30 protein-coding genes are annotated in these 24811 nt (G+C 63.0%); 13 read left to right on the top strand and 17 right to left on the bottom strand.

Annotated elements, in window-relative coordinates:
- Positions 1-34: 34 nt before the first annotated feature.
- The 3 genes from JI59_RS11345 to JI59_RS11335 all read right to left on the bottom strand — a co-directional run bounded on the left by JI59_RS11345 (position 35) and on the right by JI59_RS11335 (position 3719).
- The gene (locus JI59_RS11345; protein WP_007012586.1) at positions 35-796 is read right to left on the bottom strand and encodes a LytR/AlgR family response regulator transcription factor; all 762 of its coding nucleotides are present in this window, start codon (positions 794-796) and stop codon (positions 35-37) included.
- A complete protein-coding gene (locus JI59_RS11340) occupies positions 783-2090 on the bottom strand; it encodes a sensor histidine kinase (RefSeq protein ID WP_007012587.1) in 1308 nt (435 codons plus the stop codon). The genes JI59_RS11345 and JI59_RS11340 overlap by 14 nt, the downstream gene beginning before the upstream one ends.
- 105 nt (positions 2091-2195) lie before the next feature.
- Complete coding sequence (locus JI59_RS11335; protein WP_174888120.1) at positions 2196-3719, bottom strand: fumarate hydratase; 1524 nt, start codon at positions 3717-3719, stop codon at positions 2196-2198.
- A 217-nt stretch (positions 3720-3936) separates the two neighbouring features.
- Between JI59_RS11335 and JI59_RS11330 the strand changes: the two genes are divergently transcribed.
- The 4 genes from JI59_RS11330 (at position 3937) to JI59_RS11315 (ending at position 7008) form a co-directional block, all read left to right on the top strand.
- The gene (locus JI59_RS11330) at positions 3937-4551 is read left to right on the top strand and encodes a protein-L-isoaspartate O-methyltransferase family protein (RefSeq protein WP_038576056.1); all 615 of its coding nucleotides are present in this window, start codon (positions 3937-3939) and stop codon (positions 4549-4551) included.
- Between the two features lie 2 nt (positions 4552-4553).
- A complete protein-coding gene (locus JI59_RS11325; protein WP_038576054.1) occupies positions 4554-6011 on the top strand; it encodes a TolC family outer membrane protein in 1458 nt (485 codons plus the stop codon).
- Positions 6012-6093: 82 nt separating this feature from the next.
- Positions 6094-6552 carry a DUF2497 domain-containing protein gene (locus tag JI59_RS11320; RefSeq protein WP_007012591.1) on the top strand — a complete coding sequence of 153 codons (459 nt, stop codon included), beginning with the start codon at positions 6094-6096 and terminating at the stop codon, positions 6550-6552.
- A gap of 66 nt (positions 6553-6618) precedes the next feature.
- A complete protein-coding gene (locus JI59_RS11315; protein ID WP_007012592.1) occupies positions 6619-7008 on the top strand; it encodes a (2Fe-2S) ferredoxin domain-containing protein in 390 nt (129 codons plus the stop codon).
- Positions 7009-7017: 9 nt separating this feature from the next.
- Here the strand turns inward: JI59_RS11315 and JI59_RS11310 are convergent, their stop codons facing one another.
- On the bottom strand, positions 7018-7311 hold the full coding sequence (locus JI59_RS11310; protein ID WP_013834553.1) for a hypothetical protein: 294 nt from the start codon (positions 7309-7311) through the stop codon (positions 7018-7020).
- A gap of 135 nt (positions 7312-7446) precedes the next feature.
- Here JI59_RS11310 and JI59_RS11305 point away from each other — a divergent pair, with 135 nt between their 5' ends.
- The 3 genes from JI59_RS11305 (at position 7447) to xth (ending at position 9122) form a co-directional block, all read left to right on the top strand.
- Entirely contained in the window at positions 7447-7872 is a 426-nt protein-coding gene (locus tag JI59_RS11305; RefSeq protein WP_007012594.1) for a CBS domain-containing protein, read from the top strand.
- Positions 7873-7978: 106 nt separating this feature from the next.
- The gene (erpA, locus tag JI59_RS11300) at positions 7979-8311 is read left to right on the top strand and encodes an iron-sulfur cluster insertion protein ErpA (protein ID WP_007012595.1); all 333 of its coding nucleotides are present in this window, start codon (positions 7979-7981) and stop codon (positions 8309-8311) included.
- Positions 8312-8348: 37 nt separating this feature from the next.
- Positions 8349-9122, top strand: a complete 774-nt coding sequence (gene xth, locus JI59_RS11295; protein ID WP_038576051.1) for an exodeoxyribonuclease III — start codon at positions 8349-8351, stop codon at positions 9120-9122.
- A 33-nt stretch (positions 9123-9155) separates the two neighbouring features.
- Here the strand turns inward: xth and JI59_RS11290 are convergent, their stop codons facing one another.
- The 10 genes from JI59_RS11290 to JI59_RS11245 form a co-directional block, all read right to left on the bottom strand.
- Positions 9156-9794: a cell wall hydrolase gene (locus JI59_RS11290; protein WP_007012597.1), complete on the bottom strand. Its 639-nt coding sequence runs from the start codon at positions 9792-9794 to the stop codon at positions 9156-9158.
- A 195-nt stretch (positions 9795-9989) separates the two neighbouring features.
- On the bottom strand, positions 9990-10319 hold the full coding sequence (locus tag JI59_RS11285; RefSeq protein ID WP_007012598.1) for a DUF1491 family protein: 330 nt from the start codon (positions 10317-10319) through the stop codon (positions 9990-9992).
- A 3-nt stretch (positions 10320-10322) separates the two neighbouring features.
- A complete protein-coding gene (locus tag JI59_RS11280) occupies positions 10323-10808 on the bottom strand; it encodes a PaaI family thioesterase (protein ID WP_007012599.1) in 486 nt (161 codons plus the stop codon).
- A 1-nt stretch (position 10809) separates the two neighbouring features.
- Positions 10810-11271: a PTS sugar transporter subunit IIA gene (locus JI59_RS11275; protein ID WP_007012600.1), complete on the bottom strand. Its 462-nt coding sequence runs from the start codon at positions 11269-11271 to the stop codon at positions 10810-10812.
- A 126-nt stretch (positions 11272-11397) separates the two neighbouring features.
- On the bottom strand, positions 11398-11967 hold the full coding sequence (gene hpf / locus JI59_RS11270) for a ribosome hibernation-promoting factor, HPF/YfiA family (protein WP_007012601.1): 570 nt from the start codon (positions 11965-11967) through the stop codon (positions 11398-11400).
- Positions 11968-11992: 25 nt separating this feature from the next.
- The gene (gene dnaQ, locus JI59_RS11265; RefSeq protein ID WP_038576047.1) at positions 11993-12676 is read right to left on the bottom strand and encodes a DNA polymerase III subunit epsilon; all 684 of its coding nucleotides are present in this window, start codon (positions 12674-12676) and stop codon (positions 11993-11995) included.
- 53 nt (positions 12677-12729) lie between these two features.
- On the bottom strand, positions 12730-13329 hold the full coding sequence (gene coaE / locus JI59_RS11260; RefSeq protein WP_038576044.1) for a dephospho-CoA kinase: 600 nt from the start codon (positions 13327-13329) through the stop codon (positions 12730-12732).
- Positions 13326-14198 (bottom strand): shikimate dehydrogenase, encoded by an 873-nt coding sequence (aroE, locus tag JI59_RS11255; RefSeq protein ID WP_007012604.1) that lies wholly within the window; start codon positions 14196-14198, stop codon positions 13326-13328. Before aroE ends, coaE begins: the two co-directional genes overlap by 4 nt.
- Positions 14195-14779 carry a Maf family protein gene (locus JI59_RS11250; protein ID WP_007012605.1) on the bottom strand — a complete coding sequence of 195 codons (585 nt, stop codon included), beginning with the start codon at positions 14777-14779 and terminating at the stop codon, positions 14195-14197. The genes aroE and JI59_RS11250 overlap by 4 nt, the downstream gene beginning before the upstream one ends.
- A 25-nt stretch (positions 14780-14804) precedes the next feature.
- A complete protein-coding gene (locus JI59_RS11245) occupies positions 14805-15650 on the bottom strand; it encodes a pyruvate, water dikinase regulatory protein (protein WP_007012606.1) in 846 nt (281 codons plus the stop codon).
- Between the two features lie 340 nt (positions 15651-15990).
- Here JI59_RS11245 and hemE point away from each other — a divergent pair, with 340 nt between their 5' ends.
- From hemE to JI59_RS11225, 4 genes are all read left to right on the top strand, one after another.
- Positions 15991-17022 (top strand): uroporphyrinogen decarboxylase, encoded by a 1032-nt coding sequence (gene hemE / locus JI59_RS11240; protein ID WP_007012607.1) that lies wholly within the window; start codon positions 15991-15993, stop codon positions 17020-17022.
- Between the two features lie 46 nt (positions 17023-17068).
- The gene (locus JI59_RS11235; protein WP_007012608.1) at positions 17069-17512 is read left to right on the top strand and encodes a CopD family protein; all 444 of its coding nucleotides are present in this window, start codon (positions 17069-17071) and stop codon (positions 17510-17512) included.
- A gap of 220 nt (positions 17513-17732) precedes the next feature.
- The gene (rho, locus tag JI59_RS11230; protein WP_007012610.1) at positions 17733-18989 is read left to right on the top strand and encodes a transcription termination factor Rho; all 1257 of its coding nucleotides are present in this window, start codon (positions 17733-17735) and stop codon (positions 18987-18989) included.
- Positions 18990-19022: 33 nt separating this feature from the next.
- Positions 19023-19727 carry a YjbE family putative metal transport protein gene (locus tag JI59_RS11225; protein ID WP_038576041.1) on the top strand — a complete coding sequence of 235 codons (705 nt, stop codon included), beginning with the start codon at positions 19023-19025 and terminating at the stop codon, positions 19725-19727.
- 20 nt (positions 19728-19747) lie between these two features.
- Here JI59_RS11225 and JI59_RS11220 read toward each other — a convergent pair whose 3' ends face one another.
- Genes JI59_RS11220 through JI59_RS11210 form a run of 3 tightly spaced genes read right to left on the bottom strand, consistent with a single transcriptional unit; the run spans position 19748 to position 23043 of the window.
- Positions 19748-20716 carry a quinone oxidoreductase family protein gene (locus tag JI59_RS11220; RefSeq protein WP_007012612.1) on the bottom strand — a complete coding sequence of 323 codons (969 nt, stop codon included), beginning with the start codon at positions 20714-20716 and terminating at the stop codon, positions 19748-19750.
- A 21-nt stretch (positions 20717-20737) separates the two neighbouring features.
- Positions 20738-22324, bottom strand: a complete 1587-nt coding sequence (locus JI59_RS11215; protein ID WP_007012613.1) for an FMN-binding glutamate synthase family protein — start codon at positions 22322-22324, stop codon at positions 20738-20740.
- Between the two features lie 17 nt (positions 22325-22341).
- Positions 22342-23043: a dienelactone hydrolase family protein gene (locus JI59_RS11210; RefSeq protein ID WP_007012614.1), complete on the bottom strand. Its 702-nt coding sequence runs from the start codon at positions 23041-23043 to the stop codon at positions 22342-22344.
- A 120-nt stretch (positions 23044-23163) separates the two neighbouring features.
- On the opposite strand from JI59_RS11210, the gene JI59_RS11205 reads away from it, so the two are divergent.
- Both JI59_RS11205 and mnmE read left to right on the top strand, forming a co-directional pair.
- On the top strand, positions 23164-23433 hold the full coding sequence (locus JI59_RS11205; protein WP_007012615.1) for a DUF6489 family protein: 270 nt from the start codon (positions 23164-23166) through the stop codon (positions 23431-23433).
- 44 nt (positions 23434-23477) lie between these two features.
- A complete protein-coding gene (gene mnmE / locus JI59_RS11200) occupies positions 23478-24755 on the top strand; it encodes a tRNA uridine-5-carboxymethylaminomethyl(34) synthesis GTPase MnmE (protein ID WP_007012616.1) in 1278 nt (425 codons plus the stop codon).
- Positions 24756-24811: the final 56 nt, after the last annotated feature.

Genomic DNA, 24811 nt, shown 5'->3' with positions numbered 1-24811 from the left:
GTCCGGCAAATGCGGGGAGATGGAAGTGCGAGCCTCAGCGGCCGGCCATCTTCTTCACAGCGGGCAGATAGGTCCGGCCGATTCGCAAGGCTTCGCCGTCGCCGGTCTCGGCCGACCACACGCCCAGCCCCTCGTGCCTGAGTCCGGCCACGAAATCGCGGCGCAGGATACAGCTGCGGTGGATGCGGATAAAACGCTCGGGATCGAGCTTCTGCTCAAGGCTGGTGATGGTCTGAAGCAGCAGGTAGCTCTGCCCCGGCACGTGCAGGCGCACATAGTCGCGCTCGGCATCGATGCGCTGCACGTCGCTCGCCGGGATCCGGACCAGTTCGGAGCGGTGCGGCACCCAGAATTCCTCCAGCCACTCGCTCGGCGGGACACTGCGTTCACCGCGTCTTGCCATGACCCGGCCGATAGCGCGCTGCAGCCGATCGGGGGCGACGGGCTTGAGCACGTAGTCGACCGCATCGAGATCGAAGGCCTCGACCGCGAATTCGTCGTGCGCCGTCACGAAAATCACCGCAGGCGCCTCGGCCTTGCCGGAAAGCCTGCGGGCAACGGTAAGGCCATCGGTTTCCGGCATCGTCAGGTCGAGCAGCACAAGATCGGGCCTCAGCGCATCGATCAGGCGCAGCGCGGCTTCTCCGTCGCTTGCGGTACCGGTCACGGTGATCCCTTCCATGCGCGCGCAGATCACCTGCATGCGCTCGACCGCGAGCGGCTCGTCATCGACGATCAGCGTCTTCAGGGGACCTTGCGCAGCGCCGTTGCCAGCGTCCAGTTCAGCCACGGCCATGCTCCAGCGGCATTCTCAGGATCGTGGCGAAGCCGCCATGCGGGGTCTTTCCGAAATCGATGCTGGCTGCCGCGCCGTAGCGCGCGCGCAGCCGGTCGCGGACATTTCCGAGACCGATTCCGCAGCCTTGCGCCTTGTCCGCATCGACCCCGGGACCATCGTCGCTTACCGAAATCACCAGTTCGTCCCCTTCGCGATAGGCCGCAATGGCGATCGTCACCGGTCTCTGCGTGGCGGCGACCGCGTACTTGACCGAGTTTTCGACCAGCGGCTGGAGGATCATGCCCGGCACCTTCGCATCGACGACGGCATCGTCAATATCGATTGTCGTCAGCAAGCGATTGGGAAAACGCACCGCCTCGATCGCGAAATAGAGCTGCTGCAGATCGATCTCTTCCGTGAGCGGCAGGTCGCCGGTCGGATCGCCCGACAGGGTCCGCCGGTAGAAGGTGGAAAGCGTCTGGATCATCGTTTCGGCATCGTCCTGCCTGCCGGTCATCACCAGCGCGGAGAGCGAGTTGAGCGTGTTGAACAGGAAGTGCGGGTTGACCTGGTAGCGCAGCGAGCGCAACTCCGCCGCTTCGGCCGCACGGCGATATTCGCCTTCGCGCCGCTCAGCCGCACGCGCTTCCTCCGCCTTGGCCAGCGCGAAGTAGAGCGCCGCCCAGGCAAGGACTAGGAAGTAGCGGCCGAATGCGGTGTCGGCGATGGATGCCCAGCGCTTGAATGCAGGATCCTTGGGCATTTCGGTATGAATGGTGATGGCGGATTCGCCGTCCTTGCGCCGGGTGGGGCGTACCTGAACATCCGGGACCGCCTGTTCCCCCGCAGCCCCGGTACCATCGTCCAGGGGCCCTCCCGTTTCGCGCAGGTTGGGCAGGTCGACCAGGATGTTTCCGGCCTCGTCGCGCGATATACGGACGTTGCCCTCATTGGTCGTTACCGAGGTCTGGTGCTTGCCGCCCTGTTCCTCGTCATATTCGATGTCGGAGAAGATCGAGTTGTTGATCAGGCTGAGGACCAGCGACAGGGGCAGGGCGCCCACCAGCACCACGGCCAGACGCACCCCGGCCGACTTGCGGTCGAGCATCTGCAGCAGCGGCCAGACCGCCACCATGACCAGCATGGACAGGATGCAGATCGTCAGCCGGCGCGAGATGATCGGCCAGACGAAGTCGAAGCCGATCACCACGCCGCGCAGCGTTGCGACCGTGAAATAACAAGCCCACAGGGCCGCGAGCGAGAGCAGCACCAGCCGCGCCGGAACCCTGGGTTCGTAGGAAAGATCCGTCATGCACGGTTGGAATAGCGCGAAAGTTCCCTTCCGCGCCAGTTCCCCGATCGAATCCGGTGCGTCGTTCGTCGATGCACCGGATGCCCACGGCCTTGCCCGCCGGGATCAGTCGGCGAGCAGATGCTCCTTGGCGATCTTTTCCTTCCAGACCAGCGGGGCGAGCTGGTGGACGTTCTTGCCTTCGGAATCGACGGCCACGGTGACCGGCATGTCCTCGACGGTGAACTCGTAGATCGCTTCCATGCCCAGGTCTTCGAAACCGACGACCCTGGCTTCCTTGATCGCGCGGGCAACGAGGTAGGCCGCGCCGCCCACGGCCATGAGGTAGGCCGACTTGTGCTGCGCGATGGAATCGGTCGCCGCCGGACCCCGCTCCGCCTTGCCGACGCAAGCCAGCAGGCCCTGGTCGAGCATCATGTCCATGAACTTGTCCATGCGCGTCGCGGTGGTCGGGCCGGCGGGGCCGACGACTTCGTCACGCACCGGATCGACCGGGCCGACGTAGTAGATCACGCGGCCCTTGAAATCGACGGGCAGTTCCTCGCCCTTGGCGAGCATGTCCTGGATGCGCTTGTGCGCGGCATCGCGTCCGGTGAGCATCTTGCCGTTGAGCAGGAGGCGGTCACCCTGCTTCCAGCTCTGCACGTCCTCGGCGGTAAGGGTGTCGAGATTGACGCGCTTGGCCTCGCTGCTCGGCGCCCATTCGACCTGGGGCCACTCGTCGAGCTTGGGAGTCTCGAGGAAGCTCGGGCCCGAACCGTCGAGCGTGAAGTGCGCATGGCGGGTCGCCGCGCAGTTGGGGATCATCGCGATCGGCTTGTTCGCGGCATGGCACGGCCAGTCGAGGATCTTGACGTCGAGCACGGTGGCTAGGCCGCCAAGGCCCTGCGCGCCGATGCCCATGGCATTGACTGCATCGAAGATCTCGATGCGCAGCTTCTCGATGTCGTTCTGCGGGCCGCGAGCCTTGAGCTGGGCCATGTCGATCGGTTCCATCAGGCTCTGCTTGGCCAGCTTCACGCAGTGTTCGGCGGTGCCGCCGATGCCGATGCCGAGCATGCCCGGCGGGCACCAGCCGGCACCCATCTGCGGCAGCATTTCCAGCACCCAGTCGACGATCGAATCGCTGGGATTCATCATCTTGAACTTCGACTTGGCTTCCGAACCGCCGCCCTTGGCCGCGACGTCGACCGAAACCTTGCTTCCCGGAACCATCGAGACGGACAGGACCGACGGGGTGTTGTCCTTGGTATTGCGGCGGGTGAAGGCCGGGTCGGCCAGCACCGAGGCACGCAGCTTGTTTTCCGTGTTGCCGTAAGCGCGGCGCACGCCTTCATCGACCACTTCCTGCAGGCTGCGGTCGGATTCGAGACGGCAATTCTGGCCCCACTCGATGAAGACGTTGACGATGCCGGTGTCCTGGCAGATCGGACGATGGCCTTCGGCGCACATGCGGCTGTTGGTCAGGATCTGCGCGATGGCGTCTTTCGCCGCTGCGCCCTGCTCGGCCTCGTAGGCGTCGCCCAGCGCGCGGATGTAGTCCATCGGGTGGTAGTAGCTGATGTACTGAAGGGCATCGGCGACACTGTCGATCAGGTCGTCTTCGCGGATTGTCACCATATCGGCCATGGAATTGCGCTCCCGGTTCGCGGAAATCGTGGATTTGCCGGTCCCCATACGGCGGGACGGGGTGATCGTCAAAGCGCTACGACAACTCGACGGACGTATTGTCAAAGCGCTTGGCCTCGCAGGCGCGTTGTCCTAGAAGGCGCCCCACAAATGCCGAATTTGCAACCCATGCAAATGGCACGCATCGGCCCTGCAAGTATCGAGGGAACAGCACGAAATGACCTTGACCGAGGATCGGTCCGCCCCGTCCGCCCAGAATTCCGTGAGCGCGGCCCGTCGCGCCATGATCACCAGCCAGCTGCGCACCAGCGGGGTCAACGAGCCCTGGGTGCTTGCGGCAATGGCCGGCATCGCCCGCGAGGACTTCGTTCCCGAAACCATGCGCGATGCCGCCTATATCGACCGTGCGATCCCGCTCGGCAATGGCCGCTCGCTCGCCGCGCCGCTGGTGCAAGCGAAGATGCTGGCCGAGGCCGAACCCACCGCCCAGGACAAGGCGCTGCTCATCGGCGACGGTGCCGGCTACCTTGCTGCGCTGCTGCGTCCGCTGGTGGGTTCGCTCGACGCCGTCGACCCGGCCGAAGCCGGCGCGATGGCGGGTGAGGGCGGTTATACGCTCGTCGTGATCGACGGTGCGATCGAGGAACTGCCTGCCGGCATCGCCGCCCAGCTTGCCGAAAACGGCCGCATCGTCACCGGCCTCATGGTACGCGGCGTCTCGCGCCTCGCGTCGGGCCGCAAGGCAGCTGGCGTCGTGTCGCTGCTCCCGCTCGCCGAAATCGGCATTCCTGCGCTCCCCGAACTGGCGGCTCCGAAACGCTGGAGCTTCTGACCATGACCCGGTTCGTTTGGGGGCGTGCCGGGCTACTGTCGGGAATGGCCTGCATCGCCGCGATGCAGGCTCCATGCGCGCGCGCCGACACGCTGCGCGAGGCCCTCGTCCTTGCCTATCAGACCAACCCGACGCTGCAGGCCGCGCGAGCCCAGCAGCGCGGCGTGGATGAAAACGTGCCCATCGCGAAGGCCTCCGGCCTGCCAAGCGTAAGCACGAACGGCCGCTACACCGAATTCGTCAAGCAAAGCGCGACTTCCTTCACCGCCCCCGAGCGGTTGGTCAGCGCAGGAGCGGACCTCAGTGTCCCGATCTATTCGGGCGGCGCAGTCAAGAATCAGGTCAAGGCCGCGAAGATCCGCGTCGAAGCCGGACAGGCCGACTTGCGCGGTGCGGAAAGCTCGGTCTTTTCCTCAGTCGTGGCGGCCTACATGGACGTGATCCGCAACGAGGCCATCGTCGGGCTCAACCGCAACCAGGTCGACGTGCTCAAGGTCAACCTCCAGGCGACGAGCGACCGTTTCGAAATCGGCGATGTCACACGCACCGACGTTGCCCAGTCGCAGTCGCGCCTGGCGTTGGCGCAAAGCGATGCCCGCGCGGCCGAGGCGAACCTGGCCGCCGCGCGCGAGACCTACATCCAGCTCATCGGCAAGGCTCCGGAGGCGCTCGAGACCCCGCCGCCGCTTCCGAACCTGCCGAACACGCCGCAGGAAGCCGTCGACCAGGCCCTCGAAAACAATCCCGACCTGATCGCCGCGCGTGAGCGGACCAAGGCCGCCGAAAAGGACATCGACGTAGCCGGGGCGGGCCGGCTGCCCAAGCTCAGCCTGTTTTCCTCGGGCAGCTACAACAATTATCTTGGCACCCTCGGCGGTATCGGCACCGAATCCGTGCCGCAGACCGATACATCGGCACAGGCCGGTGCCTCGATCTCGATTCCCCTGTTCCAGGGCGGCCTCCCCGCGGCGCGCCGGCGGCAGGCACAGGCATCGGCTTCCTCCGCGCTGGAGAACGAGATCGGCATCGAGCGCCAGGTTATCGCACAAGTTCGCTCGGCCTATACGTCATGGGTCGCGTCCAACGACCTGATCCGTTCGACCCAGGTCGCGGTCGATGCCGCCAAGCTCAGCCTTGAAGGCGTGCGAGCCGAGAACACAGTGGGCAATCGCACGATTCTCGACATCCTCAATGCCGAGCAGGAACTGCTCAATGCGGAAGTCCAGTTCGTCACCGCCAAGCGCAATGCCTATGTCGCGGGCTTCTCCCTGCTTGCCGCCATGGGCCGCGCCGAAGCGCGCGATCTCAACCTCGATGGCGGCATTCTCTACGATCCCGAACTCAACTATGAGCGGGTGAGGGGCAAGGTCTTCGACTGGGACGACGATCCCGCACCGGTCGCCCAATCGACACGGACCGTTGACACGCCGCTGCAGGACGGTGAAATTCCACAGAATTAAGCATGTGCGGCGAATCGGGGCCAAAGTGATTCGGCCGCGCATGTGTCTGCCTTGTCACAAGGCATGCGAAGGGGCCTATACGATGCGTCAGAACGGTGAACCCTCGGTCGAGGAGATCCTGCAGTCGATCAAGCAGGTGATCGCGCGCGACAATCGCGCGGGCGCCAAGGTCGAACGTACGCGTCGCGCCACTGCCGGCGTCATCGAGCTTGAGGAAGACGAGGACGCGGGCCTCGAAGACGTGCTCGAACTGCAGGAAACCGCCGAGCTGGAGCCCGATATGGACGAGGATGACGAAGAACCTTCGCTGATCCAGGACAATGTCCGCGCATCGATGCGCGAATCCCTGGCGGCCCTGGCCATGCTGTCCGAGCCCAGCGCGCCCCCGCAGATCGTGCGCTCGGGCGAAACCTCGCTGGAATCGCTTACCCGCGAGCTGCTGCGTCCCGCACTTGCCGAATGGCTCGAGAAGAACCTGCCCCCGCTCGTGGAGCGCATGGTTGCGGCAGAAATCTCGCGGATCGTCGGCAAGAAAGGCTGAGGCGAAAGGTCCGCTGCGGGTACGCGCGCACTGGACCTGCGCCCTTTCGGTTCCTACTTGTCGTCCATGAGCAAGCAGCGCCACGAACTCGAAAAGGCCGAAGAAGCCCTCGCCAAGGCGGGTGGCGATTCCATCGAACGCCACATCTTCATCTGTGCCGAGCCGCAAAAGGGTGAATGCTGCAGCCCTGAAAAAGGGCAAGCCAGCTGGAAGTATCTGAAAAAGCGGCTCAAGCAGCTCGGCCTTGACGGCCCGAAAACGGACAGCGGCGGCGGCGTTGCGCGCACCAAGGCAGACTGCCTGCGCATCTGCTCATCCGGCCCGGTCGCGGTCGTATGGCCGGACGGCGTCTGGTATCATTCCTGCACCGAGGACGTCCTGGAACGGATCATCCAGGAGCACCTGATCGGCGGCGCGCCGGTCGAGGACTATCGCCTGCGCCCTGCGGCTAACTGAACGACCGGGTCAGAGCTCGGTATCGTCATCGAGCGGATCGATAATCGATTCGTCGTGGCCGGTGCCGCTTGAAAGGAACACAAGCCCCATCAGCGCCGATGCCAGCAGCATAGTGAAGCCGATGCCAAGCGCGGTCGCGATGTAGAGGTGCACCGAAACCATGCCGTTCGACCGGTAGAGTAGGATCACCGAGGCCAGGACGAGGCCGACCGTGATCGTCATCATCCAGCGCATGATACGCCTGAACCGGTTCCAGGCATGGGTTGCATTGACCGGATCTTCGAGGGGGGAGCGTGGTATCATTGCGTCTCATTTGCGCCTTGCGGGCGGCTGTCGCAAGGCCCTCGTGACAGTCAGCGCCATCTGTCGGTCGAAGTGGCTAGTCCCCGAAACCTGTGATATTCTGCGCCTGCAAAGCAAGACAGGGAGAATACGACGATGACGATCGGGCGCATTATCGAAGGCCGCGATACTGTTCTTACCTGCAAGGTCAGCACCACGGTTCGCGAAGCCGTGGAAATATTGGCCGAACGTCGCATCGGCGCCTTGCCGGTTCTGGATGGCGAAAACCTCGCCGGCATGTTCTCCGAACGCGACGTGATCTACCGCTTGCGCGAATTCGGCCCCGGCGTTCTCGACAAACCGGTGAGCGAAGTCATGACGGCGCCGGCCGTGACCGTGGAATCCGTGACCTCGGTGATGACCGCGCTGGCCATGATGACCCGGCGGCGCATCCGCCACCTCCCGGTCATGGAGGGAGCGCGCATGGTCGGCATGGTATCGATCGGCGACCTCGTGAAATACCGCATCGACAAGGTGGAGTCGGAAGCCGCAGCGATGCGCGAATATATCCAGATGGCCTGATCGCCGAAGAAATCGGCCGGTCATCCGCAGTTCCCTGTCTTTCGGCACTGCGTCGCTCCTGCCTCGACGCCTTGCCGCACGGGGCAGGGAAGCCTACATCCGGGTTATGGACCAGCAGAACCTCACTCTCAGCCCTTCCGCCGCCGCGCGCGTAGCCACCATTGCCGCCAAGCAGGGCAAGGCCGCGATCCTGCGCCTCTCGGTAGAGGGAGGAGGCTGCTCCGGGTTCCAGTACCAGTTCGGCCTTGCCGACGCCCCCGAAAGCGAGGATTCGGTAACTGAAACCGACGGCGTGAAACTGGTGGTCGATCCGGTCAGCCTCGATCTCGTCAGCGGCTGCATCGTGGATTACGTGGAATCTCTGGGCGGGGCAGCTTTCCGGGTGGAAAATCCCAATGCCGCCGCCGGGTGCGGATGCGGGTCCAGCTTCAGCATCTGAGCTTGACGAACCGGCGCCTGACTGCCGAGAAGGCGCCATGAAAATCGCAACCTTCAATATCAACGGCGTCAAGGCGCGCCTGCCCCGTCTGCTCGAATGGCTCGAGGAGACGCGCCCGGCCGTCGCCTGCCTGCAGGAAATCAAGTCTCAGGACGAGGGCTTCCCCATCGCCGAGTTCGAAAAGCTCGGCTACAAGGGCATCTGGCATGGCCAGAAGAGCTTCAACGGCGTTGCCATCCTTGCCGATGGCGAAGCGCCGGTCGAAGTCCAGCGAGGCCTCGACGGGGAGCCCGAGGACGATCACTCACGCTATCTGGAAGCCGATGTCTTCGGCGTGAGGGCCGTGTGCATCTACTTGCCCAACGGCAATCCGGTGCCCGGACCCAAGTTCGATTACAAGCTGCGCTGGATGAAGCGCCTGCGTGAGCGCATGGCCGCGATCAGGGCCGAGGAAGTTCCCGCCATCGTCACTGGAGACTTCAACGTCATCCCGCATGACCGCGACGTCTGGTCGCCATCGGCCATGGCCGCCGACGCCCTGATGCAGCCGGAATCGCGCGATGCCTACTTCCGCCTGCTCGGCGACGGCTGGACCGATGCGATCGCCACCCACAATCCGCGCGGCGGTGTCTGGACCTACTGGGATTACCAGGCAGGGGCCTGGCAGCGCGACCATGGCTTTCGCATCGACCATGCCCTGCTTTCGCCCGAGCTGGCCGATCGACTGGTCGCCTGCGGCGTCGACAAGGCGCATCGCGGACGGGAAAAGGCCAGCGACCATGCACCGGTCTGGGTCGAACTGAGGAAGTGAGGCAAGAGCCCGCCCGAAGGGGCGGGCCGGCCATCAACGATAGAAGATGTGGTTGTCGACCTGGGCGAGGCGCTTGAGGCGCCAGTTCGGCGACACACGGGCCGCATGGAAGAACAGCGCGCCCTTGGCCGGGCTTTTCCAGCTGCCGTCGATCGCGATGGTGGCAATAGCCAGCGCGCGGCGCCAATCCTTCGATTGTTCGCGAATCTTCGGCATGCGGCTTCCGCGCACGAAGGAGAACTGCGAGCGCTGGAACACGACATCGCAGAAGTTATCGGGGAAGCGATCCGATTTGGCGCGATTGATGATCACGCGCCCGACGGCGAGCTGCCCCTCGAGGGATTCGCCGCGCGATTCAAAATAGATCGCACCGGCTAGGCAGCGCAGCTGCTTGCCGATTGCATCGGGCATGCCCTGCTCTGCGACAAGCTGAGCCAAGGTGTCGGCTGCGATGACCTGGTCGTCACCGTCATCGTCCGTAACGATCCCGTCATCTTCGGACGGGAGCGCCTGAACCACCGGTTCGGAGACGAAACTCACCTGGGGTTCCGGTTTTGCCAGGATCGGAACGATGTCCGACGTGGCCGCGCCCGACCCCTGGGCGCTGAATAATGCGGTAAACACCGTTGCGGCCAGCGCTACTGCGCTTGCCCACTGCAATTTGGTTCGCATCAAGCCTTGGTCTAAAGCGGTGGACCCATCTGACACAGGCGGGAACAGAATGCCGTTACCGGCATTGAAGTTCTGTACCGCGCCTGCCGACGATCCCCCGGCTGCGTGCTAGCTGGTGTGGCCGAAATGCCTCCCTCGCCGCCTTCGCGTTTGCGGCCCCCTTACCTTGCATTCCTTGCAAGTCAACCGGATTCGTTACCCAATTCCGATGAAACGCTCACCATGCGCGATATCAAGCTCGACAACCCATAGGTCAGGGTCCTGATCAGCCCGACGCATGATGAACTCTGATATTTCCCATGGTTTTTCAATGTCTTGCTTCTTTGAACAAGTCCATTGGCGGGTTCCGTCCAATTGCGGCATACGCTCGTAAGCGCGTGTATTCGCTCCATTTTCGGTAAGGACGACCATGATCGTTCCGGCGTCGCGTTCACCTTTATTGAGAACGGTTGCGAAACCACCTTCGGCCTGGACCCGGCGAATCAGACTCGAGACTTCGAGGTGCGCAGGCAGACGCGCTTCCACCGGTCAGCCCTGGGCCGTAAAGGCGGCCGAATATCCGGGAAGGCCGGAAAGCGGGATACGCGAACGCATGAATGTGCCGGTTCCGCGTCCGACTTCGTCACCTTCCTCGTCGATAAGCCGCGATTCCGCCACGAGCACTCGGCGTCGGCCGCTCACCCAGCGCCCTTCGGCCCGAACGGTCCCACCCTTTATCGGTTTGCTGAGCAGCAGGTTGAACGAAGTGGTCAACAGGAAGCGGTCGGTGATGAGCGTGTTCGCGGCGTAGAAGGCCGCATCGTCCAGCATCTTGAAATAGATCGTGCCATGCGCGGCGCCGGCGGCATGAAAGCAATCGGGTCCTACATCGAACGTGATGCACGAAAGTCCTTCGCCGGTGATCTGGAGAGCCGAGCGGAACTTCTCATTGATGGCCGCGGAAGCATAAAGGCTTTCCAAGGCCCGCCAGTGCAGGTTCGCACCGGCTGCATCGGCGTTGTCGGCCTCTGTCATGTCAGGCGGCGTCGCGGTCGATGACGTTGCTCAGGAGGCTGTAGAGAACTTCCGGCCCCGGGGCTTCGAGCAAATCATCGTGCATGCGTTCGTCGCGCATCATCCGCGAGATCGCGGCGAGGGCATGGAGGTGCGCGGCACCGGCGCCATCCGGAGACAGCAGGCCGAAGACGAGATCGATCGGCATTCCGTCGGCGGAATCGAATTCCACGGGAGCCTCCAGCCGCATAAATGCAGCAACCGGCCGCTTCAGACCGGAAATGCGGGCGTGCGGAATCGCAATACGGCGGCCGAAACCGGTACTTCCCAATTCCTCGCGTTCGAGCATGCGTTCCAGCACCGTATCGCGCTCAAGGTCATAGACCTGCGCAAAAAGGGCGGCGAGCTCGCTGAGGATAAGATCCTTGCTGTCTGCGGCAGTCGCAATGACGGCTTCAGGCAGGAGAGTAAAAAGACCATTCATTTCAAATCTGATTCTAGTCTTGACCGGTTGCCATTTATTATACGCTCATAACCCCCGGAAAATCCGGGGGTTACGTCCTCTCCTCCGATCAGGAATTCAAACGCCTGGTGACGTCACTGCTCGGCGTCAGTGAGGTTCGACCCAGCCGATCGAACCGTCGCCGCGGCGGTAAACCATATTATGCCGACCAGTACCAGCGTTTTTGAAGAACAAGGCCGTGGTATTGCGCAGGTCGAGCATCATGACCGCATCGGATACGGTTGCCTCTGGAACGTCGACACGAGTCTCGGCGATGACCAGCGGCGCATCGGCCTCGATCTCGTCCTCGTTCTCGACCGGCGTTTCCTCGAAGATGGTATAAGCTGCTTCCTCGGCAGCGATCGCGTGGGCGGACTGCTCGTGGCGGTCCTTCAGACGGCGCTTGTAGCGGCGCAGCTGCTTGTCGATCTTTTCCGCGGCCTGGTCGAGCGCGACGTGCGCGTCATGGGCAAGACCGGTAGCCTTGAGAACCAGGTTCTGCATGACGTGCATGATGATATCGCAGCGGAACGCGCCGGCGGGCGCTCGGCCAAAGGTCACGTGCGAGGACAAGGCCCGACTGAAATACTTCTCGATGATCGCCGTAAGACGTTCACCAGCGTGGACCTGAAGGGCCTCGCCAGTATCGACCTGGTGACCGGAGACGCGGATATCCATGGGCGTATTCTCCTCTTGCTAGAGTTCAGGCACCCCAGAGCGGGGTATCGACCGACTTGAGGAATTCCGCATGAGCGGCAAGTTCCTCTTCGGTGGCCGCGTGGGAACGCGGCTGACGGAAAGGTCGATCCCTTCGTGTGAGGATCTTCGTTTCCGTCACGATCTCGGTGATTTCGGCTCCCAGCTCGAGGCCGATCTGGCGGCCTCCGCGAAGCTCGACATAGACCTGTGCCAGCAGTTCGGCGTCAAGCAGCGCGCCGTGCTTGGTGCGGTGGCTGCGGTCGATGCCATAGCGCGTGCACAGCGCATCGAGCGAGAGCTTCGCGCCAGGATGGCGAACCTTGGCCAGGGCCACGGTATCGACCATCCGCTCGCGGCTGACTTCCGCATGACCGCAGGTCTGCAATTCGAAATTGATGAAGTTGAAGTCGAACCCGGCGTTATGCGCGACCATCGGGCTGTCTTCGATGAAGTCGAGGAACTCGTGCGCCCTTTCCGCAAACAGCGGCTTGTCGGCCAGGAAAGCATCGGAAAGACCGTGCACGGCCTCCGCTTCGGCCGGCATCGTCCGCTCGGGATTGAAGTAGGCGTGGAAGGTGCGTCCAGTGAGCACTCGGTTGACCATTTCAATGCAACCGATTTCGACCATCCGGTCACCGTTTTTGGGGTCGAACCCCGTCGTTTCGGTATCGAAGATGATCTCTCTCATCACTTCTCATATCTGCCTGCTGAGGCCCGTGTGCAAGGGGCTGACGAAGGAAATTATGCGCTACCCATCGCAGCAACCAATCGGGCGACCTGTTCGCGCGTTTCGGCAAGGCTCGTACCGGTGTCTATGACATGGTCGGCCCGCGCACGCTTTTCGGAGTCCGGCACCTGCAGGGAAAGGATCTGCTCGAACTTTTCCTCGGTCATGCCCGGCCGCGCCAGGACTCTTTCGCGCTGGGCCTTGGCGGGGGCGGAAACAACGGCCACGGCATCGATCCCCTGCGCGCCGCCTTTTTCGTAAAGGAGCGGAATATCAAATACGATCAATGATTTGTCGGAATTTTCCCGCAGGAATTCTTGCCGCATATCGGCCACGGCGGGATGCACGATGGCTTCCAGCCGGGCGAGCTTTTCCTTGTCTCCGAAGACCGCGGCGCCCAGTTTCGGCCGGTCCACCCCCTGTGCACCGGTGGTTCCGGGGAAGGCTTGCTCTATCTCCGGAAGCAGGCGGCCGCCCGGTCCCTGCAGCGCATGCACCGCCGCGTCCGCATCGAACACGGGAACGCCCAGTTCGCGCAGCATCTGCGCCACTGTCGATTTGCCCATGCCGATCGAGCCGGTCAGTCCCAGAATCCGGGGTCGAGTCGCAGTCACTTGAGCAGGATCTCCCGAAGCTCGGCGTCCGAGTCGCGTGGTGGAAATGTGCCGAAGAACTTCTCGAAGGCAAATGCAGCCTGGCCGATCAGCATGGACAGGCCGTCCACTGTCTCGAACCCGGCCTCGCGCGCCTCCTTCAGAAAAAGAGTCTCCAGCGGACTGGTAACAATGTCATAAATGACGCTGCCGGGAGGGACATGACTGAAATCAAATTCCAGCGGCGCCTGACCGGTCATCCCCAGGGGGCTGGCATTCACGACAAGGTCCATGATGCCCTTGCGGTCGTCAAAGGCAAAATCGGTCGCCTGGCTGAAATGGGCGAGGTCGATCGCGTGGTGGTCGTCTCCGGTCGCCAGTTCGTCGAGCAGGGCGCGCGCCTTTTCGGGATTGCGACCGGCCAGGACAAGTACAAAGCCCTTGCGGGAAAGCGCGGCAATGATGGCGCGGGCAGCTCCGCCAGTGCCGAGGATACGCGCCATGCGGAAAAGGTGCTGCCGATCGAGCCGGTCGCGAAGCGGTTCTAGGAAGCCGGGGACATCGGTATTGTAACCCACCAGGGTCCCGTCTTCCTCGCGCACGACGGTGTTGACCGCGCCGATGCTCTGCGCGAGCGGATCGAGCCGGTCGAGCAGCGGAATGATATCCTGCTTGTGCGGCATCGTCACGTTGCAGCCGCGCCAACCGGTATCGGCGCGGCGGGCCGCGAGGTAATCTGGCAAGCCGCCGGGAGCGACGCGGCAAGCCTCGTAGCGTGCATCGATCCCTTGCTTGCCGAGCCAGAAATTATGGATCGCCGGGGACTTGGACTGGGCGATGGGATCGCCGATCACTTCGGCATAGGGCTGGGGCCGGGAGGACGAAGTCATTTCTTCATCACTCCCAGTTGGCGCAGTGCCGCCTGCACCTTGAGCAGCGGCATGCCCAGAATGGTAAAATAGTCGCCATCGACTTTCTCGAACAGTTGCACGCCCCGGCCTTCGAAGCGGAAGACACCGACGCAGCCGGAGACCTCGGGCCATTCGGCCTCGAGGTAATCGGCGATGAAGCCATCGGACATGGCGATCACGTGCAGTTCGGCAAGGCCGCCGTCAGCCCAGACCACTTCACCATCGCGCGCCAGGGCTGCCGCGCTGTGCAGCTTCATGACCTTGCCGGAAAAGAAGCGGAGATGCTCGGTCGCGGCCTCGCGCGTTCCGGGCTTGTCGAACCGGAAACCGTCGCAGGTGACGAGGGAGTCGCTGCCCAGCACCAGCGTACCGGGTGCATTATGCGAAACCGCAAGGGCCTTGGCCCTGGCGAGGGCGAGCGCGACTTCACCAGCCGGAACCGCGCCAAGATCTGCTTCGATCGCACGTTCGTCGACATGTGCCGGCTGCGTGCAGAAGGGAATCTGGGCAGCTTCCAGCATCGCGCGACGCGATGCACTCTTGGATGCGAGAACGATCATTGTCTTTGCTGTGCTTCCCGAAAAGTCAGATCGGCTTGGGTCCGACCGGGCCCTTGATGCCCGAGGCCTTGCGCTCGTTGTACAGGTTGATGATCGCCGCAGCCGTTTCCTCGATCGAGCGGCGGGTGACGTCGATGACCGGCCACGAATTATCGGCGAACATGCGGCGCGCGTATTTGACCTCGCTTTCCACCTTTTCCGCCTGCACATAGTCGGTATCGGGCGACTGGCTCAGCGAAAGCAGGCGGTTGCGGCGCACCTGGATGAGGCGCTCCGGCGCCGTCGTCAGACCGACTACCATCGGCCGGCGCAGACCGAAGAGGGCCTGCGGCGGCGGACTTTCCACCACGATGGGGATATTCGCGACCTTGTAGCCGCGATTGGCGAGATAGATGCTCGTCGGCGTCTTGGACGTGCGCGATACGCCCGCGAGAATGATATCGGAATCTTCCCAGTCTTCCCATGCGATCCCGTCATCGTGGGCAATCGTGAACTGGATCGCATCGACGCGCGCGAAGTAGGCATCGTCGAGGCGGTGCTGGCGACCGGGACGCCCCTTCGCTTCCTGTCCCAAATGCGCCTCGAGCGCGTCGGTCACGTTGTCGAGCACGGCAAGGGCGGGAAGCCCCAGCGTGTGGCACCGCTCTTCCAGCCTTCCGCGCGTTTCTTCATTCACCAGCGTGAAGAAGACGAGACCGGGATTGGCGGCGATTTCCCCCATGATGCGGTCGAGGTGCTGCTGCGAACGGACCATCGGCCAGAAATGGCGCAGGACTTCGCTGTCGTCGAACTGGGCGAGCGCTGCCTTGGCGATCATTTCCAGGGTTTCGCCGGTGGAATCCGAAAGCAGATGTAAGTGAATTCGCGCCATGAATGCGGTCTCGCGAGGTCCTTGTGGCGGCCTGTGGATATGTAGCGGCATAAACCACGGGAGCGTTCCGGTGACAACTCGCAAGGCCGATTCCGTCCCCATCGTCCGGATTCCACAGGGGGTACTTGTGGACAGTCCGCGGAGTCATTCCACAGGCTGGGGATAAGGCGCAAAACGATTGATTGACTCTGCAGCGAGGGAGAGTCGCATCGGCCACTTCACCCTGTTCAATCCGGGACAAATCGGGCAAGGGTCGCCCGTCCCCGATATCCACAGGGCCAACAGACTCCATCATCCTTTTATAAAATCTCTTATTTTTTTTGATCGGACCCGAAACGCGATGCCAGGCCTCCTTCTGAACACGCTCCGTGGCGAAAATTCCGGCAAGCGCCCGATCTGGCTCATGCGCCAGGCCGGACGCTATCTTCCGGAGTATCGGGCCTTGCGTGCAGAGAAGGGCGGATTCCTCGCGCTGGTCTACGATACCGATGCCGCAGCCGAGATTACGCTCCAGCCGATCGAACGCTTCGGATTCGATGGCGCGATCCTGTTTTCCGACATTCTCATCGTGCCTTACGCGATGGGCCAGAACCTCGAGTTCCTGGCAGGCGAGGGGCCGAAACTGAGTCCACGCCTTGTCGACCATGCGCTGGACGGACTTACCGCGGTGCCGAAACGGCTTTCCCCGATCTACGATACCGTCGCCAAGGTTCGGGCCTCGCTCGATGCCGACAAGACGATGTTGGGCTTTGCAGGGAGCCCCTGGACCGTCGCGACGTACATGGTCGCTGGCGAGGGGAGTCGGGACCAGCATGAGACCCGGGCCATGGCCTATCGCGATCCTGCAGCCTTCCAGGCGATCATCGACGGTATCGTCGACGTGACGGTCGGGTACCTCAGCGGCCAGATCACGGCCGGCGCCGAAGCCATCCAGCTGTTCGATTCATGGTCGGGCAGCCTTGCCCCCGCGCAGTTCGAGAAATGGGTCTTGGCGCCCAATGCGCGCATCGTCGCGCGGATCAGGGCCCTGCACCCGCAGACACCGATCATCGGCTTTCCGAAGGGCGCCGGAGAGAAACTGGCCGCTTATGCCCGCGAGACAGGAGTCGACGCCGTCGGGATCGACGAGACGATAGACCCGATCTGGGCCGCGCGCGAATTGCCCGAAGGCATGCCCGTGCAGGGCAACCTGGATCCGCTGCTGCTGCTTTCGGGCGGCGCGGAGCTCGAAAAGCAGGCTCATGCGGTTCTTGATGCCTTCGCCGGGCGTCCCCACGTGTTCAATCTCGGCCACGGCATCGGCCAGCACACGCCGATCGCCCATGTCGAGGACCTGCTGCGGGTCGTTCGAGCCTGGCAGCACCAAGCGTAAGTGTAGAAGGAAGGAGGGCGCGGCTTTCACGCGCCAGAGGTGACTCATGGAGCAGATTTTGCAGACCACCTACCTTTGGCTGAAAGCCGGCCACATCATTTTCGTGATCTTCTGGATGGCCGGGCTTTTCATGCTCCCGCGCTACTACGTCTATCACCAGGAGTCGGCACCCGGCTCGGAGGAGGAGGCGAAGTGGGTCGATCGCGAAGCCAAGCTGCGCAAGATCATCCTGACTCCCTCGCTGATCATGGTCTGGCTCTTCGGACTGGCGCTGGCCAGCTCGATCGGCGCATGGAGCCAGGGCTGGCTGCATGCCAAGCTGCTTTTCGTCGTGGCGCTGAGCGGCTATCACGGCTGGCTTGTCGGCTACGGCAAGAAGCTGGCACGCGGCGAACGGAGCCTTTCGGGCAAGACGCTGCGTCTGCTGAACGAAATTCCCGGGCTTGCCGCCGCGATCATTGTCGTCCTGGTGGTCGTCAAGCCTTTCTGAGGCCTTCTTCCTGACGGATAGTCCGGAGCGCGGGCGGGACAGATTGTCCCGTTTGCGCGGGAATGGAGAAGTGTTCCGTTGACCGGGGGCCGCGCAGGCCTTATCTGGGCAGATCACCGGCATTGGGCTGCGACGCCCGTCCGCAAGCCCGGATCTGCTTTCCCCAAGCCCCTCGATCAGCCGGCCTTATCCAAACCTTTCCATCCGGAAACCAAGCAAGATGCATCTGAAAGAACTGAAAAGAAAAACCCCGGCCGAGCTCGTGGAGATGGCCGAGGAAATGGGAGTAGAAGGCGCTTCGACGATGCGCCGCCAGGACCTGATGTTCGGCATTCTCAAGGAAGTCGCCGAAGACGGTGAGGAAATCATCGGCCAGGGCACGATCGAAGTGCTGCCCGACGGTTTCGGCTTCCTGCGCAGCCCCGAGGCGAACTATCTCGCCGGCCCGGACGACATCTACGTCTCGCCCAACCAGGTCCGCAAATGGGGCCTGCGTACCGGCGATACCGTGGAAGGCGAGATCCGCGCTCCCAAGGACGGTGAGCGCTACTTCGCCATCACCAAGCTGATGAGCGTCAACTATGACGATCCCGACGTGGTCCGCCACCGCGTCAACTTCGACAACCTGACGCCGCTCTATCCCGACGAACGTCTCAAGCTCGACAGCCTCGACCCGACGGTCAAGGACAAGTCGGCCCGCGTGATCGATCTGATCAGCCCGCAAGGCAAGGGCCAGCGCGCCCTGATCGTCGCTCCGCCGCGCACCGGTAAGACCGTCCTGCTGCAGAACATCGCCAAGGCGATCACCGACAACCATCCGGAAGTCTTCCTGCTGGTCCTGCTCGTCGACGAGCGCCCAGAAGAAGTGACCGACATGCAGCGCTCGGTGAAGGGCGAGGTCATCTCCTCGACCTTCGACGAACCGGCCCAGCGCCACGTGCAGGTGGCGGAAATGGTGATCGAGAAGGCCAAGCGTCTCGTCGAGCACAAGCGCGACGTCGTCATCCTGCTCGATTCGATCACTCGCCTCGGCCGCGCCTACAACACCGTCGTGCCCAGCTCGGGCAAGGTGCTGACCGGCGGTGTCGACGCAAACGCCCTGCAGCGCCCCAAGCGCTTCTTCGGCGCGGCGCGCAACATCGAGGAGGGTGGTTCGCTCTCGATCATCGCCACCGCCTTGATCGATACCGGCAGCCGCATGGACGAAGTCATCTTCGAAGAATTCAAGGGCACCGGTAACTCGGAAATCGTCCTTGACCGCAAGGTCGCCGACAAGCGCATCTTCCCTGCACTGGACGTCGGCAAGTCCGGCACCCGCAAGGAAGAGCTGCTGGTTCCCAAGGACCAGCTATCCAAGATGTGGGTCCTGCGCCGCATCCTGATGCAGATGGGCACAGTCGACGCGATGGAATTCCTTCTCGACAAGATGAAGGATTCCAAGACAAACGAGGACTTCTTCGCGACGATGAACCAGTAAGGCCGTCGAAGGGAGTTATCCGTGAGTATCCTGATGACGCTTGCCGCCAGCGCTTCGATCGGTGGACCGGCCGAGATCTGGCAGCATATCGTCAGCGACTTTTCCAACATCACCGAAGCGGCAGCGCTTGCCGCTTTCGGTCAGGTGCTGATGATCGACCTGCTGCTGGCGGGCGACAACGCGATCGTTGTCGGCGCGCTGGCAGCGGGCCTTCCCGCGGCCGATCGCAAGAAGGTGATCCTCATCGGCATCGGCGCCGCGCTCGTCCTGCGCATCGTCTTTGCGCTGGCCGTAACCTGGCTGCTCGGCATTGTCGGGCTGATTTTCGCAGGTGGCCTCCTGCTTCTCTGGGTTGCCTGGAAGTTCTGGCGCGATCTGCGGGACGGTGCCGGTGAAAGCGCAGGTTCTCCCGAGATCGAGGGTGACGAGCACAGTGGCCTGCGCTCTGCCAAGAGCTTTGCGGGCGCTGCCTGGGCCGTAGCCATTGCCGACGTTTCGATGAGCCTCGACAACGTGCTTGCCGTCGCCGGTGCAGCGCGTGAGCATCCCGGGATACTGATCGTCGGCCTGCTGCTCTCCGTCGTCCTGATGGGCGTCGCGGCCAATATCATCGCCCGCTATATCGAGCGCTACCGTTGGATCGGCTATGTCGGCCTTGCGGTGATCCTCTACGTCGCTCTCAAGATGATCTACGAGGGTTGGATCGACCCGCATCTCGGCATCGTCTCTCTCGTCTGATATCCGCTTTATATTAGCCTTCAGGGAAGGAGAACCGTCGACCCCGTCGTCGCGCGGCTCTCCAGCGCCCTGTGGGCTTCGGCCGCATCGGTCAGTGCAAACCGCGCTCCGATCCGCGGATTGAGAACGCCGCGGCTGATCCGACCGAACAGCTTGGCCGCATTGGTCGCCAACATCTCGGGCGTCGCGATGTAATCGGCCAGATTGGGGCGGGTCAGGAAGAGTGAGCCGCCTTTCATCAGGTCAAGCACCGCTATCGGCGGTACTGCGCCCGATGCATTACCGAAACTTACCATCATGCCGCGCCGACGCAGACAGGACAGGGAAGCAGACCAGCTGGCAGCGCCGACACCGTCATAGACAACGTCGCACATCCGTCCCGCAGTCAGTTCACGCACGGCTTCCGGCAAGTCGCTGAATGTGCATGAAAGCTTGTGTTCTCCAGGAACACTTGCGGCTTTTTCCGGTGACCCGGTATGGGCAATCACGGTGACACCCTTGTCGATCAGCCAAGGGACAAGCAGAGACCCCACGCCGCCCGCAGCCGAATGGACCAAGGCAATATCGCCAGCCTTTGCCGGAAAGGTGTCCTCTGCAAGATAGCACGCGGTCAGGCCTTTCAGCATGACGGCTGCGGCAATCTGCGGGTCGATGTCCGATGGTACGGGAATGGCCTTCGCGGCCGGAACGATGCGGTGTGTTGCATAGGCGCCGCCATTCTGGGTGCAGCCGATGCGATCCCCGATGGCAAGACCGGTGACGCCTTCCCCGATCGCCGTGATCCGCCCGACACTCTCCGAACCGAGCCGGACCGGCAAGGGATCTGCATAAAGTCCCTTGCGGTAATAGGTATCGATGAAGTTCAGGCCGACGGCCTCGGTCTCGATCAACACTTCGTCCGGGCCGGGAGTGGGGGCTTCGAAGTCCTCTCGTTCAATGACTTCGGGCCCGCCGTGAACGGGAACGATCATCCGGTATCCGGTCGTCATGTCTTGGTCCTTGGATAGAATTCATAGAACGCGGCGGAACGTGTCCGCACGCGCGACGCGCCAGGCATGAGCATACTGGGTCGAGTCCGGATCGTCGACCAGCTGGCCGGGCTTCACGAAACCGTAAACTTCATCGAGCGGACCGGCCTTGGCGCTGTCGATGCGCTGGTACATGTCGTGCTGGGTCAGTTCCCAAGGGCTCTCATAGCCCATGGCGACGACGATTTCGCGCAGGGACTTGAGCGTCTCGCTCTGGAACCGTGCGACGCGCTCCGCCTTGTCGTCGACCACGAGCCCGCGCTGGCGCCAGGGAACCTGGGTGGCAACACCGGTCGGACATTCGCCGGTATGACACTTCATCGATTGCACACAGCCCAGCGAGAACATGAAGGCGCGCGCGGCGTTGCACCAGTCGGCGCCGAGCGCGAAGGACCGGGCCATGCCGGCACCGCTATGCACTTTGCCCGAGGCGCCGACGCGAATGCGATCCTTCAGGTTGGCGCCGACGAGAGCATTGCGCATCAGGATGAGTCCCTCGCGCAGCGGCATGCCCACGTTGTCGGTCAGTTCCTGCGGCGCTGCGCCGGTTCCGCCTTCGGCTCCGTCGACGACGATGAAGTCCGGGGTAATGTCGGTCTCGATCATGGCCTTGACGATGGCCATGACTTCGTGCGGCTGACCGACGCAGAGTTTGAACCCGGCCGGCTTTCCACCCGAGAGCTCGCGCAGTTGCGCCACCCATTCAAGCAGCTCGATGGGCGTCGAGAATGTCGAGTGGCCCGCTGGCGAGATGCAGTCCTCGCCGATCTCGACCTTGCGCGCCTCGGCGATTTCGGGAGTCACCTTGGCGCCGGGAAGCATTCCGCCGTGGCCGGGCTTGGCTCCCTGGCTGAGCTTGATCTCGACCATCTTGACCTGGTCGTCCTGGGCCTGTTCGGCGAACAGGTCAGGGTTGAACTTGCCGTCCCTGGTGCGGCAACCGAAGTAGCCGCTCCCCAGTTCCCAGATCAGATCGCCGCCGTGCTTGCGGTGATAGCGGCTGATGGAACCTTCGCCGGTGTCGTGGGCGAATCCGCCAATCGCTGCTCCCTTGTTGAGGGCCTCGATCGCATTGGCGGATAGCGAGCCGAAGCTCATCGCCGAGATATTGAGCAGGGCGCTGTCATAGGGCTTGGCGCAAGTGTCGGCGCCGATGCGCACGTGCCAGCTCTTGGGCGCATCCTCGTTCGGCGCGATCGAGTGGCCGAGCCATTCGTACTCGTCGGAATAGACGTCCAGCTCGGTCCCCATCGGGTGCGTGGAAATATCGCCCTTGGCGCGCGCATAGACGAGGCTGCGCTCGTCGATGGTGAAGGGCCGTCCTTCCCGGTCGCTCTCGACGATATAGGTGCGCAAGTAAGGTCGCAGGTCTTCGAACAGCCAGCGGATGCGCGCTATGAGCGGATAGTTTCGTCGCAAGGCGTGCCGGTTCTGACCGAAGTCCAATAAGGTCAGCAGCAGAACCGGCACCATGATCACCAGGGCCCAATGCAGGGGATGAATCAGCCAGCAGGCGGCCGTGAGAACCACGACCGCCAGTGGCACGAAATAGCGAGGGGCCATGTGCATGCCGACCTAACGCGCGATCAGCCGATATGCTCCGCGAAGAATGCCGTGGTTCGTTCGTCCGCAAGCGTGGCACCTGCCTCGTCGCGGCGCGAGCCGATCTCGGCAGCGAAGCCGTGGTCGAGGCCTTCGTAGTCGTGAAGGATGACCTTGGGGTGATCGTCCAGCCCTTCATGAATCGCCTTCTGCGCTTCGGGCGGAACGAATCCGTCGGCAGTCGGTACGTGGAGCATGAGCGGACGCGCGATGGCGTGCTTCTCGTTGAGCATTTGGTCGATCATCACACCGTAGTAGCCGACCGAGGCGTCGATGTCGGTTCGCGCGGCCGTCATGTAGGCCACGCGGCCACCCATGCAGTAACCCACCAGCCCGACTTTGGGGACGCCCGCTTCGCGGCGGATCCAGTGGATCACGGCCTCGATGTCGCGAATGCCGAGGTCGAAATCGTGGTTCGACATGTATTCGATGGCCTTCTGGAATTCTTCCGGCTTGTCGGCATCGAGCTCAACGCCGGGCGTCTGGCGCCAGAACGTGTCAGGCGCGACGGCGAGATAGCCTTTGCTGGCCCAGCCGTCGGCCTTCTTGCGAATGCCGGCATCGACACCGAAGATTTCCTGCTGGACGATGATGGCGCCGCGCGGCGTTCCCTCGGGCCTGGCCACGTAGGCGGGAATCATGCCGTTGCCATCGAGCGCAGGAATTTCGGTGTTGGTCGTGGTCATGGGACTCTCCTCGTTGGCGGTTCGTTTGAGCGGTTCTTTGGGGGGAGTTAGGCACTGGCAATGGACTTTGCCAAGCGTATGTGCCAGCTAGAGCAAGTAAATTTCAAGCGGGAGACGCGCATGAAGGTCAATGTCGAGGTGGAATGCTCCCCCGAAGAGGCGCGGCGTTTCCTGGGTTTGCCAGATGTCACGAAGGCCAACGAGGTCTACGTCGATGCGATCACCAATGCGATGCAGGGTGTCGGCAATTTCGATCAACTCAATGAGATGGCCAAGCAGATCGCTCCCATGGGTCAGTTCGGACTCAAGCTGTTCCAGCAGTTGCTGGAAAGCGGGGCGCAAATGGCGATGAGCGGAGCGGGGCAGAACAAGCCGAAGAGGGACGGCTGATCTAGCCTCTTCCCTCGCTCCGTTTGACGGGGCATGGGCCTTTCATGACCGATACGATATTTGCGCTTTCGAGTGGTTCGCCGCCCGCGGCCATCGCGGTCCTGCGCGTGAGCGGGCCGGAAGCTGGCGCTGCGATGACGGCGCTCGCCGGTTCCATTCCATCGCCGCGCCGCGCCAGCTATCGCAAGTTGCGCGATGGGGATGGCGCCATCCTCGATCATGCACTGGTGCTCTGGTTCCCCGGTCCCGACACGGCGACGGGCGAGGACCTTGCCGAGTTCCATTTACACGGGGGCAGGGCAGTGGTGAGCGCCGTCGAATCCGCGCTTGCGCAGATGCTGAAGTTGCGCCGCGCAACTCCTGGTGAGTTCACCCGGCGTGCCTTCGCAAATGGCCGGATCGACCTCGCCGAGGCGGAAGGGCTTGCCGATCTTCTCTCGGCCGAGACCGAGCTGCAACGCCGCAGCGCCCTGGCCATGGCCGATGGTGCCTTCTCCCGACAGGTTGAGATCTGGCGTGACCGGGTCCTCGCAGCTTCGGCTGCCGTCGAGGCAGTTCTCGATTTCGGTGATGAAGACGATGTCGCCGACTTGCCGGAGGACTTCCTCAAAGGCCTTGCGAAGTTCCACGTGGAACTTTCGCAGTGGCTGGAGCGCCCACGTGCCGAACGGCTGAAGGACGGTTTCCGCGTCGTACTCGCCGGGCCGCCCAACGCGGGCAAGAGCACATTGTTCAATGCGCTCGTCGAAGACGAGGCGGCGATCACTGCACCGCTCGCCGGTACGACCCGCGATGTGCTCACGCGAGCGGTCGCCATTGGCGGGATGCCCTTCGTGTTTGCAGATACAGCCGGCCTGCGCGACGAGACGGGGGACGAGATCGAAGCGATCGGTATAGCCCGTGCCCGTGCGGCTCTGGATGGCGCTGATCTCATACTCTGGTTGGGGCCGGAAGGAGAAGGGCCTCGCGGTGCCTGGGAGATCGCCGCGCAGAGCGACCGTGTGGATCTCGGCGGAAAGACTGAACCGCGTCATCGGGTTTCGGCAGTGACGGGTTCTGGCCTGGATGATCTTCGTCGGGACCTGATCCTGACCGCGCAAGGGATGATGCCCCGGCCCGGTGATGCAGCGCTCAATCGCCGGCAGCATCTGCTCGTCGGGGAAGCGGCGTCCGCCGTTGCCGCTGCGGTTCGCGAGACCGATCCTCTTCTTGTGGCAGAAGCCTTGCGGTTGGCCCGGGTTGCATTCGACGCCTTGATTGGCCGGACGACGACCGAGGATATGCTCGATGCCTTGTTCGGCCGCTTCTGCATTGGCAAATAGCGCATGTTTCACGTGAAACACCACAAGGTGCTTTGACGCGAATCCCGCATTCGAGT

Source organism: Novosphingobium pentaromativorans US6-1 (assembly GCF_000767465.1).
GTDB classification, from domain to species: domain Bacteria; phylum Pseudomonadota; class Alphaproteobacteria; order Sphingomonadales; family Sphingomonadaceae; genus Novosphingobium; species Novosphingobium pentaromativorans.
Note: the sequence above shows the minus strand (reverse complement) of the source record. Positions and strands in the feature narration are given on the sequence as shown.